The organism is Saccharothrix coeruleofusca (assembly GCF_017876325.1).
Lineage (GTDB): Bacteria > Actinomycetota > Actinomycetes > Mycobacteriales > Pseudonocardiaceae > Actinosynnema > Actinosynnema coeruleofuscum.
The window spans coordinates 679,299-693,960 of the sequence record NZ_JAGINV010000001.1 but is presented as its reverse complement, the minus strand read 5'-3'; the positions used below and the strand labels follow the sequence as shown (position 1 = coordinate 693,960).

Annotated in this window: 13 protein-coding genes; 7 read left to right on the top strand and 6 right to left on the bottom strand. The window is 74.1% G+C overall.

The window, feature by feature from the left end; genetic code table 11:
* The first annotated feature begins 75 nt into the window (after positions 1–75).
* On the top strand, positions 76–711 hold the full coding sequence (locus tag JOF41_RS03425; RefSeq protein ID WP_189221844.1) for a hypothetical protein: 636 nt from the start codon (positions 76–78) through the stop codon (positions 709–711).
* Between the two features lie 29 nt (positions 712–740).
* Here JOF41_RS03425 and JOF41_RS03420 read toward each other — a convergent pair whose 3' ends face one another.
* Positions 741–1,592 (bottom strand): sulfurtransferase, encoded by an 852-nt coding sequence (locus tag JOF41_RS03420; RefSeq protein WP_189221845.1) that lies wholly within the window; start codon positions 1,590–1,592, stop codon positions 741–743.
* Between the two features lie 99 nt (positions 1,593–1,691).
* Between JOF41_RS03420 and JOF41_RS03415 the strand changes: the two genes are divergently transcribed.
* From JOF41_RS03415 to JOF41_RS03400, 4 genes are read left to right on the top strand one after another with little or no spacing between them, the layout of a single operon-like run.
* Positions 1,692–2,384, top strand: a complete 693-nt coding sequence (locus tag JOF41_RS03415) for an iron-dependent transcriptional repressor DtxR (protein WP_189221846.1) — start codon at positions 1,692–1,694, stop codon at positions 2,382–2,384.
* On the top strand, positions 2,381–3,559 hold the full coding sequence (gene galK, locus JOF41_RS03410; RefSeq protein ID WP_209616075.1) for a galactokinase: 1,179 nt from the start codon (positions 2,381–2,383) through the stop codon (positions 3,557–3,559). The genes JOF41_RS03415 and galK overlap by 4 nt, the downstream gene beginning before the upstream one ends.
* 28 nt (positions 3,560–3,587) lie before the next feature.
* Positions 3,588–4,550: a UDP-glucose 4-epimerase GalE gene (gene galE, locus JOF41_RS03405; RefSeq protein WP_189221848.1), complete on the top strand. Its 963-nt coding sequence runs from the start codon at positions 3,588–3,590 to the stop codon at positions 4,548–4,550.
* A 4-nt stretch (positions 4,551–4,554) separates the two neighbouring features.
* Entirely contained in the window at positions 4,555–6,600 is a 2,046-nt protein-coding gene (locus tag JOF41_RS03400) for a S9 family peptidase (protein ID WP_209616072.1), read from the top strand.
* Between the two features lie 94 nt (positions 6,601–6,694).
* Here the strand turns inward: JOF41_RS03400 and JOF41_RS03395 are convergent, their stop codons facing one another.
* The 3 genes from JOF41_RS03395 to JOF41_RS03385 all read right to left on the bottom strand — a co-directional run bounded on the left by JOF41_RS03395 (position 6,695) and on the right by JOF41_RS03385 (position 10,579).
* Entirely contained in the window at positions 6,695–7,678 is a 984-nt protein-coding gene (locus tag JOF41_RS03395) for a DUF4192 domain-containing protein (RefSeq protein ID WP_209616070.1), read from the bottom strand.
* 176 nt (positions 7,679–7,854) lie between these two features.
* A complete protein-coding gene (locus tag JOF41_RS03390) occupies positions 7,855–8,631 on the bottom strand; it encodes a M23 family metallopeptidase (RefSeq protein WP_209616067.1) in 777 nt (258 codons plus the stop codon).
* Between the two features lie 91 nt (positions 8,632–8,722).
* Complete coding sequence (locus JOF41_RS03385) at positions 8,723–10,579, bottom strand: Xaa-Pro dipeptidyl-peptidase (protein ID WP_209616065.1); 1,857 nt, start codon at positions 10,577–10,579, stop codon at positions 8,723–8,725.
* A gap of 151 nt (positions 10,580–10,730) precedes the next feature.
* Between JOF41_RS03385 and add the strand changes: the two genes are divergently transcribed.
* Complete coding sequence (gene add / locus JOF41_RS03380; RefSeq protein WP_209616063.1) at positions 10,731–11,738, top strand: adenosine deaminase; 1,008 nt, start codon at positions 10,731–10,733, stop codon at positions 11,736–11,738.
* A gap of 42 nt (positions 11,739–11,780) precedes the next feature.
* Positions 11,781–13,010 carry a 6-phospho-beta-glucosidase gene (locus tag JOF41_RS03375; RefSeq protein WP_209616062.1) on the top strand — a complete coding sequence of 410 codons (1,230 nt, stop codon included), beginning with the start codon at positions 11,781–11,783 and terminating at the stop codon, positions 13,008–13,010.
* 51 nt (positions 13,011–13,061) lie between these two features.
* Here JOF41_RS03375 and JOF41_RS03370 read toward each other — a convergent pair whose 3' ends face one another.
* On the bottom strand, positions 13,062–13,697 hold the full coding sequence (locus JOF41_RS03370; RefSeq protein WP_209616060.1) for an endonuclease V: 636 nt from the start codon (positions 13,695–13,697) through the stop codon (positions 13,062–13,064).
* Entirely contained in the window at positions 13,694–14,629 is a 936-nt protein-coding gene (locus JOF41_RS03365) for a DUF3500 domain-containing protein (RefSeq protein ID WP_209616058.1), read from the bottom strand. The genes JOF41_RS03370 and JOF41_RS03365 overlap by 4 nt, the downstream gene beginning before the upstream one ends.
* Between the last annotated feature and the right edge of the window lie 33 nt (positions 14,630–14,662).

Sequence of the window (14,662 nt, the reverse complement as noted above, 5' to 3'; positions counted from 1 at the left end):
AGTCTGCCGCGACAGCGGGTCGGGAAACGCCATTCGAAGATGGAACCCCGCTGGTCGGAACGGGGTCCAAGCGCCATGCAGCTGCGACGAGTCTCCACCCTGGCCGCCGTGACCGCGGTGCTGGCCCTCGGCCTGGGCGCCTGCGCCCAGCAGGTCGCGGGCAACCCGGTGGCGGCCAGGGAGTCCGCGGTCGACGAGCCCAGCCCCACCGGGAGCTCGGCCAAGGCGCCCACCAGGACCTCCGCGCGGCCCACCGGGGACTCCGCCGAGCAGCGGCCCACCACCAGCGCGAAGGGCTCCCCCACCGGCAGCGGGCAGCCCACCGGCGTCAAGATCACGCAGCGGAAGAAGACCACCGGCTTCGAGGACTGCGACATCCTCTCCCCCGAAGAGGTGGCCTCCACCATCGGCGCGCGGCAGGCGGGGCAGAAGGGCTGCGTGCAGATCACCGAGGACCCGTTCGTCGTCGTGCTGCTCATGGTGACCGTCGCCAACCACAACGACGCCGCCCGCCCGTTCGAGCTCGGCGGCAACACCGCCTACGAGATCGACGAGCAGGGCGACTGCACCGTCATGGTCATGCTCACCGACGACCCTAAGGCGATCACCCCGGCGCTGATCGCCACGGTGACCCCCGTCGAGGGGGCGGACACCTGCGACATCGCCCGCAAGCTGGTCACCAAGGCGTTCGAGAAGATCCCGAACGCCTGAGCTCGACCGGGCAGCTCGACCGGGCGGGCTCAGCCGGGCTGCGGTCCGGTGGCCACCGGTCGGTCGGGATCGACGCACCAGTGCGACCAGGAACCCGCGTACAGCGCGGCGGGCCGCTCCGGGGCGGTGACCCCGGCCACCTCCAGCGCCAGCACCACCGACGAGGCGGTGACGCCGGACCCGCAGTAGGCCCCGACCGGCCGGTCGGGGCGCACGCCCAGGCCCGCGAACCGCGCGGCCAGCCCCTCGGCGCCCAGCCACCGCCCGTCCGCGCCCACGTGCTCGGCCGAGGGCGCGTTCACCGCTCCGGGGATGTGGCCCGCGCGCGGATCGACCGGCTCGGTCTCGCCGCGGTAGCGCTGCGCCGCCCGCGCGTCCAGCAGCACACCGGTGCGCGCCAGCTCGGCCGCGCCCTCGGCGTCGAGCACCGGCATCCCGCCGGGGCGCACCTCCACGTCGCCCTCGACCGGCCGCGGCGGCTCCGCGGTGACCGGGCGGCCCTCCGCGGTCCACGCCGCGAACCCGCCGTCCAGCACCGCCACCTCCTCGTGGCCCGCCCAGCGCAGCAGCCACCAGACACGCGCCGCGACCGAGCCGTCACCGCTGTCGTAGGCCACCACCGGCCCGCCCCGGCGCACGCCCGCCGCGCGCAGGACGCGCCGCAGGCGCTCGGGGTCCGGCAGCGGGTGTCTGCCGCCCTCGCCGGGCGGGTCCGCGAGGTCCTGGTCCAGGTCCAGGTACACGGCGCCGGGGACGTGCGCGACCTCGTAATCTTGTCTGGCCGACGGGCCGCCCAGGCGCCAGCGGACGTCGAGCACGACCGGGGGCTCCGCGCCCGCGAGCGCGGAAGCGAGTGCTTCGGTGCTGATCAGTGGGTGCACCGCACCATCCTGCACCCAGGGCGGTCCACCGACCTGCTGATGGCCGGACGCGCCGTCGAACGGTGCGACTAGCATGAGGGCATACGAAGGGGAGCGGGTGTGAACGACCTCATCGACACCACGGAGATGTACCTCCGCACGATCTACGAGCTCGAAGAAGAGGGCGTGGTGCCCCTGCGCGCCCGCATCGCCGAGCGCCTCGGCCAGAGCGGCCCCACGGTCAGCCAGACCGTCGGCCGGATGGAGCGCGACGGCCTGGTCATCGTGGCCGACGACCGGCACCTGGAGCTGACCGAGCAGGGGCGCAGCCTGGCCGTCGCGGTGATGCGCAAGCACCGGCTCGCCGAGCGCCTCCTGGTCGACGTCATCGGCCTGGAGTGGGAGCACGTGCACAGCGAGGCGTGCCGCTGGGAGCACGTGATGAGCGAGGCCGTCGAGCGCAAGCTGGTCAAGCTGCTGGGCAACCCCACCACCTCCCCCTACGGCAACCCCATCCCCGGTCTGGACAAGCTCGGCGACGGCGAACCCGCCCCCGCCGCCGAAGCCGACCTGATCCGGGTGGACGAGGTGGCCCGGCGTGGCGGCGGTCGCGTCGAGGTGCGGCGCATCGCCGAGCACGTGCAGATGGACCCGGACCTGATGGCCGAGCTGAAGGCCGCGGGCGTGGTGCCCGGCGGGACGGTGGAGGTCGACTCGATGGCGGGCGCCAAGGTGATCCAGGTGCGCGGCAACGGCACCACCACCGAGCTGAGCCCGTCCGTCGCGCACGCCGTCCTGGTGCAGGCCCGGTGAGACCCGGCCACCGCGCCGCGGCCGCGTTCACCCAGCTCCACGGCACCGCCCCGGAGGGGGTCTGGTCCGCTCCCGGTCGGGTCAACCTGATCGGCGAGCACACCGACTACAACGACGGCTTCGTGCTGCCCTTCGCGCTGCCGCACCGCACCGCGGTGGCCGCCGCGGCGCGCGCGGACGGCCTGCTGCGGGTGGCCACCCTGGGCGCGGACGGCGAGCCCCAGCACGCCGAGCCGGTCGCCGTGGCCGACCTGGCGCCCGGCGCGGTCGAGGGCTGGGCCGCCTACCCCAGCGGCGTGGCCTGGGCGCTGCGCGAGGTGGGCGTCACCGGCGGGGCGGACCTGGTGATCGCGGGCGACGTGCCCGCGGGCGCGGGGCTGTCCTCCTCGCACGCGCTGGAGTGCGCGGTCGCGCTGGCCCTGCTGGGCCTGGCGGGCCGCTCCCCCGACGGCGGGCCCGGTTCGCCCACGCTGCCGGAGATCGCCCGGTGGGTGCAGCGCTCGGAGAACGACTTCGTCGGCGCGCCCACCGGTCTGCTGGACCAGACCGCGTCGCTGCGCTGCACGGAGGCGCACGTGCTGTTCCTGGACGTGCGTTCGGGCGAGGCCGAGCAGGTGCCCTTCGACGCCGCCGCGCGGGGGCTGGAGGTGCTGGTGATCGACACCCGCGCCAGCCACTCGCACACCGACGGCGGCTACGCCGCCCGGCGCGCGGGCTGCGAGGAGGCCGCGGACCTGCTGGGCGTGCCCGCGCTGCGGGACGTCTCCGCCGACGGGCTGGGCGCGGCGCTGGAGAAGCTGCCGGAGCGGCTGCGCCCGCTGGTGCGGCACGTGGTCACCGAGAACGACCGGGTGCTGCGCTCGGTGGAGCTGCTGCGCTCCGGTGAGCTGGCCGGGCTGGGACCGCTGCTGGACGCCTCGCACGCCAGCCTGCGCGACGACTACCGGGTCTCGGTGGACGAGCTGGACGTGGCGGTCGACGCGGCGGTGGCGGCGGGCGCGCTGGGCGCCCGGATGGTCGGCGGCGGCTTCGGCGGCTCGGCCATCGCGCTGGTGCCGGTGGAGCGCCACGACGAGGTCGTCCGGCGGGTGCTGCACGCCTACGCCGAACGCGGCTGGACCAAGCCGCGGACCTTCACGGCCGTGCCCTCGGCGGGCGCGGGCCGGGACGAATGAGACAACCGACACGAAAGCGGGGAACACGGTGAAGCTGCTCGTCACGGGCGGTGCGGGGTACGTCGGCAGCGTGTGCGCGGCTCGGCTGGTCGAGTCGGGCCACGAGGTGGTCGTGCTCGACGACCTGTCCACCGGGCACGCCGACGCGGTCCCCGAGGGCGCCCGGTTCGTCGAAGGCGACATCAACGACGTGATCGACGAGGTGCTGGCCGACGGCTTCGACGGCGTGCTGCACTTCGCGGCCAAGTCGCTGGTCGGCGAGTCCATGGTGGACCCGGCCAAGTACTGGCAGGGCAACGTGGTCACCTCGCTGCGGCTGCTGGAGGCCATGCGCAGGCACGCCGTGCCGCGGCTGGTGTTCTCCTCCACCGCCGCCACCTACGGCGAGCCGGAGGAGGTGCCGATCGCGGAGACCTCCCCGACCCGGCCCACCAACACCTACGGCGCCACCAAGCTGGCCATCGACCACGCGATCACCTCCTACGCCGCCGCGCACGGCCTGGCCGCGGTGAGCCTGCGGTACTTCAACGTCGCGGGCGCCTACGGCAGGTACGGCGAGCGGCACACCACCGAGACCCACCTGATCCCGCTGGTGCTCCAGGTCGCGCTGGGGCAGCGCGAGCAGATCCAGGTCTACGGCGAGGACTGGCCGACCGAGGACGGCACCTGCGTGCGCGACTACATCCACGTGGTCGACCTGTCCGACGCGCACGCGCTGGCCCTGGAGCACGCCACCAAGGGCGAGCACCGCGTCTACAACCTGGGCAACGGCACCGGCTTCTCCGTCAAGCAGGTCATCGACGCCTGCCGCGAGGTCACCGGCCACCCGATCCCCGCCGCGGTCGCGCCCCGTCGGGCGGGCGACCCGGCCGTGCTGGTCGCCTCCAGCGAGCGCGCGCGCACCGAGCTGGGCTGGGCGCCCGAGCGGGTGGACCTGGCGGGCATCGTGCGCGACGCCTGGGAGTTCACCCGGTCCCGTCAGGAGGCGTGAGCGGATGACCGGCACAGCGGCGGACTTCGCGGACCTGTCCGCCTTCGCGGCCCTGCCCAGGCTCTCCTCGCTGGCGCTGTCCCCGGACGGCACCCGGCTGGTGACCGTCGTGGCGGGGCTGTCCCCGGACGGCAAGACCTGGCAGGGCTCGCTGTGGGAGGTCGACCCCAGCGGGCGGCGCCCGGCGCGGCGGCTGACCCGCTCGGCCAAGGGCGACTCCCACCCGGTGTTCACCCCCGACGGGGCGCTGCTGTTCCTGTCCGCCCGCCCGGACCAGGAGGCCAAGCCCGCCAACGGCAAGCCCAAGGACAAGACCGCGCTGTGGCTGCTGCCGCCCGCGGGTGAGGCGCGCGAGCTGTACCGGCCCTCGGGCGGCGTGGGGCGGTTCGCCGTGGCGCGCGAGGCGGGCACCGTGCTGCTGGTGGCGGACGCGCACCCCACAGCCGAGTTCGGCGAGCCGGACGAGGCGCTGCGCAAGGCGCGCGAGGACGCGGGCGTGACCGGCATCCTGCACGAGTCCTACCCCATCCGGTACTGGGACGCCGACCTGGGACCGACCTACCCCCGGCAGCTGGTCACCACCGGGCCGGTGGACGCCGACAGCGACCGCCTCGACCCGGCCGCCGGGCTGGTGGACCTCACCCCCGGCGCGGACGGGCACGTGGGCTCCCAGTCCGCGATCAGCCCGGACGGCCGCTGGGTGGTGCACGTCGAGCGCGTCCCGGTCAGCGCCGCCTACGGCTCGCGGGTCCGGCTGCGGCTGCGCGGCGCGGACGGCGGCGTCGACCGGGTGCTGGCCGACCGCGAGGGCTACTCCTACAGCGAACCGGTGTTCCTGCCGGACTCGTCGGGGATCGTGGCGATCGAGTCGTTCGACTCGACCTCGGACAGCCCGTGGCGCTGCGAGCTGGTGCGCATCGACCTGGAGTCGGGCGAGGTCACCGAGCTGACCCCGGACTTCCCCGAGGAGCCGGAGCACCCGGTGGTGAGCCCCACCGGCGACGCGGTGTACTTCACCAGCAGCCTGCGCGGCCACCAGCCGGTGTGGCGGCTGGACCTGTCCTCGGGCGAGGTGGTCCGGCTGACCGCCTCCGGCGCCTACACCGACGTGCTGGTGAGCCCGGACGGCGCGACGCTGTACGCACTGCGCGCCGCGGTGGACCACCCGCCGCAGCCGGTGCGGCTGGACGCGGCGGCGGCCGAGCAGGAGCCGGTGCGGCTGCCCGCCCCCGGCGCGGTGGAGTCGCTGCCCGGCACGCTGACCGAGGTCGAGACCACCGCGGAGGACGGCCGCGCGGTCCGCGCGTGGCTGGTGCTGCCCGACGGCTGCTCCGCCGAGCGGCCCGCGCCGCTGCTGCTGTGGGTGCACGGCGGCCCGGTGATGAGCTGGAACAGCTGGAGCTGGCGCTGGAACCCGTGGCTGATGGCCGCGCGGGGGTACGCGGTGCTGCTGCCCGACCCGGCGCTGTCGCTGGGCTACGGCCGCGACTTCGTGCGCGCCGGGTGGGGGTCGTGGGGGGCCAAGCCGTACACCGACCTGATGGCGATCACCGACGTCACCGAGCGCCGCGACGACATCGACGAGAGCCGCACGGCGGCGATGGGCGGCTCGTTCGGCGGCTACATGGCCAACTGGATCGCCACCCGGACCGACCGGTTCAAGGCCATCGTGACGCACGCGTCGCTGTGGAACCTGGACGCCTTCACCGGCACCACGGACGACTCGTACTACTGGCTGCGCGAGATGGGCGACCCGCTGACCCAGCAGGACCGGGTGCTGGCGAACTCCCCGCACCTGCGGGTCGCCGACATCAAGACGCCGATGCTGGTCATCCACGGCGACAAGGACTACCGGGTGCCCGTCGGCGAGGGGCAGCGGCTGTACTTCGACCTGGTGCGGCACGGCGTGCCCGCGAAGTTCCTGTACTTCCCCACCGAGAACCACTGGATCCTCACCCCCGGCAACGCCAAGCTGTGGTACGAGACGATCTTCGCCTTCCTCGCGGAGCACGTGCTGGGCGAGCCCTGGCAGCGCCCCGACCTGCTGTGATGACACAACTCCCACCCCAACGCTCGACTCGCGGTGCCTGAAGGCTCGGTTCGTGGTGCCCGACCGCGCGACTCGCGCGGTCGGGTGGTACCGCTCAGCACAACTCGCGGATGCGCTCGGGGGGTACGCCGGATTCCAGCGCGGTGCGCAGCAGCGTCGCCAGGCGGTGGCCAGGGTGCGCCTGCTGGGCCCGCTCCAGCGCCGCGGCGGCCAGCGCGCCCTCGCCCCTGAGGTAGGCGGAGAACGCCAGGAGGGTGGCGGGTTCGGCTCGCTCGGGCGGTGGGCAGGCCCTGGTCAGCTCGGTCCACAGGCGTTCGGCCCCGATCGCGTGCTCACCCACCGCGTAGCTCAGGCTGGCGTCCCTGACCCAGGGGTCGGACAGGGCGTGGGCGAGCAGCACGACTTCTTCGTCCGCCAGCGGGGTCGTCCGATCCGCCGCCGCGGTGACCGCCTGGTGGACCAAGGCGCGGCCGTGTCGTGCCGCGTCTCGCGGCGGCACCGCTTGCGACTCGGCCACCAGGCGGTCCAGCGCCTCGGACCGGCGGGCCAGCACCTGCTCGGGCGCCGGGGCCAGCACTTGGACCATCGCGTCCCGGCTGGGGTAGGTGACGAAGCCCATGGCGGCGGAGGCCGCCGCCAGCGCGGTGCCCCTCGGGTCGGGGGTGGTGCCCGCGCTGCCCAGGTCCCAGTAGTCGAACCAGGGCGTGCCCTTCTCCGCGGCCTGCGTCCACACCGCGCAGGCCAGTCGGATGCCCACGGCGTCGAAGGCGGCGTCGAGGTGGGTGATCAGGTCCTCGCGCGGCAGCCGTTCCGGCGGGTCCGGTCGTGGTCCGCCGACGACGACCACCACCGCCGTGGCGCCGGCCTGCCTGGACAGCGCGGGCAGCAGCTGCTCGACCGCCCGGCGGGTGTGCTGGGGTGGTGGCAGGTCGGCGCGCAGGGTCATGGCCACCGCCGAGCCCTCCACCAGCACGACGACCACCGAGTCGCAGGGGTGGAAGCCGAGCAGGTGCGGGACCGCGGCGATCAGGTCGCCGGGATCGCGGAGCGGGGTGGTCAGCGGTGCGGGAGTCGTCATGGGGGCGACTCTGGACCGGCTCGACCGCGGAGTCACGGTCAAGATCCACAACTGTGGACAGGGGGACGGGCTGTGGATGGATCGGGTCGCTCGCACGGGTGAGGGCGACCGGGATTGTCGGGGGTGGGGGCTAAGGTGCCGCCCCCTCGCGGGGGCGGCGACCGCTCAGCCGCGCGTCAGCAGTCCGGCGCGACCTGGCCGTCCGAGCCCGTGTAGACGTAGGCGTCGGAGATGTAGCCGGGACCGATCTTGTCCCACAGCACGGTCGTGCCGTACTTGCCGGTGATGCTCTCGCCCTCGGCCTGGCAGCTGATCGTCACGGTCTCCCCGTCGGCCACCGCGCCCACGGCCGCGTACTGGGTGCCCGGACCGGAGCGGATGGTCACCCCGGTGCCGCTGTCGGTGCCCACCGTGCCGGTGAAGCCGGTGCCGGAGCAGGAGTTGCGGCTGGTGTAGCTGCGGGTGCCCCAGTAGTAGGCCGTCGTGCCGTTGAACTTCACCTTCTGGTCGGCGCCGTCGAGCAGCTGCTCGTAGTGCAGGTGCGCCCCGGTGGAGCCGCCCGTGTTGCCGACGTCGCCGATGCGCTGGCCCAGCGCGACGGCTTGGCCGACCGACACCCGCTGCGCCGACAGGTGGGCGTACCTGGTCTTCCAGCCCCCGCCGTGGTCGATCTCGATCCACCGGCCGTAGCTGGTGGAGCCCTCGTTGGCCACCCGCGACACGGTGCCCGCGGCGGAGGCCACGACGGGGTCGCCCTCGTCGTTCGCGCGGTTGAAGTCCACCGAGTTGGCGGGCCGGTGGTTGGTGCGGGTCTGCCCCTCCCACACCTGGTTGCACGGGAAGGGGACCTGGAAGTTGGGGGCCGCCACGGCCTCGCCCTGCGCGACGGCGAGTCCGAGCAGCGGCGTGATCAGGGCGGAGACGAGCAGTGCGGCGCTCTTGGGTCGGGACATGTGCCACCTCCTTGGCTGGGTGCGGTGATCCGACCACACCCAGCCAGCGAAGTGGAATAGTCACCAACTCCAGTACTTCGTGAATTACTACCTAACCGATCGATTCCCGTAGTGAAGCGGTGCCACCGACTACGGGCAGCTCCACCGCGGTCCCGGTGAGGTCGATGGACAGCCCGGCGCCCGGCTTCGGCCGCAGCGTGTAGTCGTAGTCGCTGGAGATCAGCACGAACTCCAGGCTGTGCCCGGCGGCCACGACGTAGTCCTGCGGCTCCAGCTCCACCTCGACCCGGTACCGCTCACCCGGCCGGATCGGCTTCGTGCGCGACGGGCTGGCCCGGTTCTGCGGGTCGGTCCAGCCGCGCGTGATCACGTGGCTGCTCCCGTCCGGCGCGCGGTCGACCAGCAGCGCGGTCACGTTCGCCGCGGGCCGGTCGAACGAGATCGCCAGGTCGACCCGCGCGGTGCCGGACAGGCGCAGCGGGGTCGTGGCCGCGCGGGTGGCGTAGGACAGGCGGTTGCCGGAGCTGGGCAGGTCGGCCAGGGCTTCGGCGGTCTTCGACGAGTCGTCGCGCAGCGACTCCACCACCGGGCGTCCCGGCAGCTGCGACGTGCGCAGCGCGCCCTTGGCCGAACCGCCCGCCCACGGGAACAGCTCGGCCTTGGCGGTGCCCGGCGCGGGCCAGTCGGCCTCGTCGACCCACGAGCCGTCCTCGCGCTGGACGGTCGACTTCGGCTCGCGCTCGATGCCGTTGTCCACGCCGTACAGGTAGTGGCTGAACCAGCGGTTGAGGGTGCGCCGCCACTCCTGCGAGCGCAGCGTGTCCGGGTCGGTGTGGCCCGCCCGGTGCAGCCAGATCTTGTGCTCGACCCCGTTGCGCCGCAGCGCCTCGTACCACTGCGCCACGTGCTTGACCTTGACGTTCCAGTCGCTCAGGCCGTGGACGGCCAGCACCGAGGCGCGCACCTTGTGCGCGTCGTCGACGTAGTTGCGCTCGTCCCAGAACGGGCTGTAGTCGCCGGTGACCCGGTCCTGCTTGGCCGCGACCTCGGCGATGACCGGCTTGCAGATCTCCCGGTCCTCGCGCGTGTAGACGTACTCGGCGAGCACGTCGAGGTCCTCGCCCTGGAACGTGCCGGGTGCGACGACCGCGCCGTCCGCGCGGTAGTAGTCGTACCAGCTGGAGATCGCCGCGATGGGCACGATGGTCTCCAGGCCCCGCACGCCGGTCGAGGCCACGGCGTTGGGCAGGGTGCCGTTGTAGGACACGCCCATCATGCCGACCTTGCCGGTGCTCCAGGACGCCTTGACCGGGCTGCCCGCCGCGTCGCGGGCGGGCGCGCGGCCGTTGAGCCAGTCGATCACGGACTTGGAGCCGATGGTCTCGTTGCGTCCGCCCGAGGTGGGGCAGCCGGTGGACTTGCCGGTGCCCAGCGACTCGGCGTAGACCACGGCGAAGCCGCGCTCGATGAAGTACGCCTCGTAGCGGCCCGACGTGATCGGCCCCGCGTTGGGCCCGGCGGCCGAGCCCACGGCGGCGGCGATGCGCTCGTCGGCCTGCGCCTTGAGCACGGAGCCGTCGCGCCGGTCGTGCCCGCCGCGCTTGTTCGGCACGTACAGCTCCACGTCGACGTTGTGGTTGGCCACGTCGTTGCCGCCGGAGAAGTACGGGCTGTTGAAGAACACGACCGGGACCTTCAGGCCGCGGTCGGTCGCCTTCTGCCGGACCACCTCGGTGTAGACCTCGTCGTCGCGGCCGTCGCGGTCGCTGTCGACCGGCGCGCGCACCCACAGGCTCTCGCGCACCACGTCGGTCGCGCTGAAGACGGGCTGCGCCTCGCCGTCGGTGAACAGCGGGCCATCGGCCGCGGCCGAGGCCACGGCCGGGACGGCCCCCAACGGCAGTGTCACCAGAGCCGCCAGCGTCGCGGCTCTCCGAGCACCCTTCACAGGAACCCCCAAGATGCGTGGGACAGGTCTGCTGACCCTCTCCGCCCGTCACGGGCCTGTCAAGGACGACCCAAGTCCACAGTGGACCGATGGGGAACCCGACGACCGGCGCTTGACCAGGGCGCACCGGGTGTGCAGACTTCCCGCCGCCATGCGTTCCTTCATCGCCGAGCTGCCCAAGGTCGAGCTGCACGTGCACCTCGTCGGGTCGGCCTCCCCCGCCACCGTCCTCGCCCTCGCCCGCAGGCACCCCGACGGGGGCGTGCCCACCGACGAGGCCGAGCTGCTGGAGTTCTACGAGTTCACCGGCTTCGACCACTTCATCGACGTCTACGCCAAGGTCAGCGACCTGGTGACCACCGGTGACGACGTGGCCGCGCTGGTGCTGGGCCTGGCCGAGGACCTCGCCCGCAACGCCGTGCGGTACGCCGAGGTGACGGTGACCGCGACCAGCCACCTGCGGGCGGGTATCGCGCCGGACGAGCTGGACGAGGCGCTGGAGCGCAGCCGCGCCCGCGCCCGCGTCGAACACGGCGTGGAGCTGGCCTGGGTGTTCGACGTGCCCGGCGTGTGGGACCGCGACGCCGGGATGACCAGCGCCATCTACGCCACCCGGCACCGGCCCGCGGGCACGGTCGGGTTCGGCCTGGGCGGGCTGGAGTCCGACGCGCCGCGCGCGGCGTTCCGGCGGGCGTTCGCGCTGGCCCGCGAGGCGGGGCTGCACTGCGTGCCGCACGCCGGGGAGACCACCGGGCCGGAGGAGATCTGGGCCGCGCTGACCGAACTGGGCGCGGAGCGCGTCGGGCACGGCACCAGCGCGGTGCGCGACCCGGCGCTGCTGCGCCACCTGGCCGAGCGGGGCATCGCGCTGGAGGTGTGCCCGACCTCGAACGTGCGCACCGGGGCGGTCCGGTCCCTCGCCGAGCACCCGCTGCCCCGGCTGCTGGAGGCCGGGGTGCCGGTGACCCTGGCCACCGACGACCCCGGCATGTTCCACACCGACCTCAACCGCGAGTACCTGCTGTGCCACGAGCGGTTCGGCCTCGGCCGCGCGGAGCTGGCCGACCTGGCCCGTGCCGGGGTGCGCGCCAGTTTCGCCCCCGACGAGCTCAAGGCCAAGATCCTCGCCGAGATCGACGCGGTGGCCGAAGGGACCTGACTCAGCGCGACCGGACGGGGTGGCCGGTGCAGGATGGGGCGCATGAGGCTGGTGATCCTGGGCGGGGGCGGGTTCCGCGTCCCGCTGGTGCACAAAGCGCTGGTCGGCGACGGGCGCGTGGACGAGCTGGTGCTGCACGACGTCGACGGGCACCGGCTCGCCGCCATCCGCGCGGTGCTGCGCGGCGGCCCGCGCGTCACCGCCACCACGGACCTGGAGGAGGCGCTGCGCGGCGCGGACTTCGTATTCTCCGCGATCCGCGTCGGCGGGCTGGCCGGGCGCGCGGTGGACGAGGAGGTCGCGCACGCGCACGGCGTGCTGGGCCAGGAGACCGTGGGCGCGGGCGGCATCGCCTACGGGCTGCGGACCGTCCCGGTCGCGCGGCGCATCGCCCGGCGGGTCGCCGAGATCGCGCCGCAGGCGTGGGTCATCAACTTCACCAACCCGGCGGGCCTGGTCACCGAGGCCATGGCCGAGCACCTGGGCGAGCGGGTCATCGGCATCTGCGACTCGCCGGTGGGCCTGTGCCGCCGGGTCGCGCACGCGCTCGGCGCGTCGGGGGCGGAGTTCGACTACGCGGGCCTGAACCACCTGGGCTGGCTGCAGGCGGTGCGCGTCGACGGGGTGGACCTGCTGCCGCGCCTGCTGGCCGACCCGGAGAAGCTGGGGTTCGAGGAGGGCAGGCTGTTCGGCGCCGAGTGGTTGCGGGCGTTGGGGATGATCCCCAACGAGTACCTGCACTACTACTACGCCACCAGGGAGGCGATGGGCGGCGACCGCGGCGCTTTCCTGCTGCGCCAGCAGGAGGCGTTCTACAACGGCTCGGTCGACTGGGAGACCACCCGCCTGGAGCGGGAGGCCACCTACATGGCGCACGACCGGGAGGGCGAGCGCGATTCGCTGGAGGGCGGCGGTTACGAGCACGTCGCCCTGGCGCTGATGCACGCCATCGCCGACGACGAGCGGGCGACGCTGATCCTCAACGTGCGCAACGGCGCCACGCTGCCCCACCTGGACGGCGACGCGGTGGTCGAGGTGCCGTGCGGGGTGGACGCGCGCGGCCCCCGGCCGCTGCCGGTGAGCCCGCTGCCCGACCACGCCGCCGGTCTGGTCACCTCGGTCAAGGCGGTCGACCGGCTGGTGCTGGAGGGCAGCCGGACCGCCGCGCTGAAGGCGTTCGCGCTGCACCCGCTGGTGGACTCGGTGTCGGTCGCGCGGAGCCTGCTCGAGGCCTACCTCTCCCGGCACCCCGAGCTGGCCTACTTGAGCTGACGCCTACTCGAGCTGACGCCTACTTGAGCTGACGCCTACTTGAGCTGACGCCTACTTGAGCTGACGCCGCCCCAGCGCGTCGGCGCGCCTGGTCGTCTCCGGCAGCCGGAAGTCCGCGCACAGCCGCAGCACCTCGGCGCACGCCCGGTCGAGGTCGACGAGGTGGCCGACGGAGACGAACACCGGCTTGACGCCCGCGCGGGTGCGCAGCGCCCGGCCGACCACCTCGCCGCCGTCCACCAGGTCGGTGCTCGCGCCGCGCTCCGGGCCGGGCGGGTCGAACCGGCCCATCGGCGTCTTGGCCACCCCGACGCTGGGCAGGCCGGTCACCACGCCGAGGTGGCAGGCCAGGCCGAAGCGGCGCGGGTGCGCCAGGCCCTGGCCGTCGCACACCAGCAGGTCCGGCGTGACGTCCAGCCGCTCCAGCGCCCGCAGCAGCGGCGGCAGCTCGCGGAACGCGAACAGCCCCGGCAGGTAGGGGAACTCGGCCCGGCCGAGCACCACCGCGGTGTCCACCGTCTCCAGCGTCGTCGCGTCCAGCACCACCACGGCCGCGGCCAGCCGGTCGTCGGCCGCGTAGCCCACGTCCAGCCCGGCGGCGTAGCGCACGTCCAGGTCGGGGTCGGCGACCGGGCGGACCAGCGGGCGCAGCCGCTCCTGCTCGGCGACGGCCTCCTCCGGCGTCACCCGTGCTCCACCGAGGCGCGGTGGGCGGCCAGCAGGTCCTCGCCGAAGTCGCCGGACCGCCTGCGCCACACGGTGTGCGCGTGGTTGGCGCCGTTGGCCGTGTTGTCGTACTCGATCAGCAGCTCGGGGCCCTGGACTCGGTAGTAGTGGCCCTCGCCGCGCTCGGTCGAGCCCTCCCAGGAGAAGTGCAGCCGGTCCTGGTCCAGCGCCGCGAACTCCTCGTCGGCCAGGTCGCCGCGCAGCCGGTCGCAGTAGTAGCGCACCAGCGCGAGAAGCGCCTCCCGCGCGCCGCGATCGAGCTGCGCTGATGTGACGCCTCGCGGCTCGACGTCCCGCACGCGCGGCGCGTTGCGGGTGTAGAGGTCCGGCGGGGGCGTGTCGGCGACGATCGCGTGGCGGCGGCCCGCCCGCCCCATCCGCTCCAGCAGCTCCCTGGCCAGCTCCTCCTCCAGCCGCAGCGGGTGGAGCACGGTCCGGCCGAGGTAGGCGGTGCGGGCCGGGTTCGCGCCCAGGAACAGCGGGGTGGCCGACACGCGCCCGTCGGCCACCACCACGCTCACCGACGGGTGGTGGCCCTCGAGCCGCCAGCCCCACGGCGCGTCGTCGCCGGGCTCGCCGAACAGCACCGCCCAGTAGTCGCCCTGGTGCCTGTCGCGCCTGCCGCCCTCCCTGTCGTCGAGCACGTCCTCCAGCGCCATCACCGCCGCGGCCTGCGCGTAGGCGTGCGGGCTGAGCACGCTGGACAGCAGCCGGTGCGCGGCCTTGCGCTGGTCGCGGCGCAACCCGCCGAGCAGCACGCCGGGGCGCTGCCCCGGCGTGTACGCCCAGCGCCTGCGCAGGTCGCCGTCCACCGCGCGCACCGCGGTCTCACGCTGCCCCTCGTCGAGCAGGGCGAGGAAACCGCGCGCGGCCTCGGTGATCTCGTGCGGCACCACTTGAACCTATACGCCCGCGGTCCGCGCCGT

Excerpts from the sequence above, each read along its gene's own strand:
- JOF41_RS03400 (WP_209616072.1), top strand. The coding sequence starts at position 4,555 with ATGACCGGCACAGCGGCGGACTTCGCGGACCTGTCCGCCTTCGCGGCC.
- JOF41_RS03395 (WP_209616070.1), bottom strand. The coding sequence starts at position 7,678 with ATGACGACTCCCGCACCGCTGACCACCCCGCTCCGCGATCCCGGCGAC.
- JOF41_RS03375 (WP_209616062.1), top strand. The coding sequence starts at position 11,781 with ATGAGGCTGGTGATCCTGGGCGGGGGCGGGTTCCGCGTCCCGCTGGTG.
- JOF41_RS03390 (WP_209616067.1), bottom strand. The coding sequence starts at position 8,631 with ATGTCCCGACCCAAGAGCGCCGCACTGCTCGTCTCCGCCCTGATCACG.
- add (WP_209616063.1), top strand. The coding sequence starts at position 10,731 with ATGCGTTCCTTCATCGCCGAGCTGCCCAAGGTCGAGCTGCACGTGCAC.
- JOF41_RS03425 (WP_189221844.1), top strand. The coding sequence starts at position 76 with ATGCAGCTGCGACGAGTCTCCACCCTGGCCGCCGTGACCGCGGTGCTG.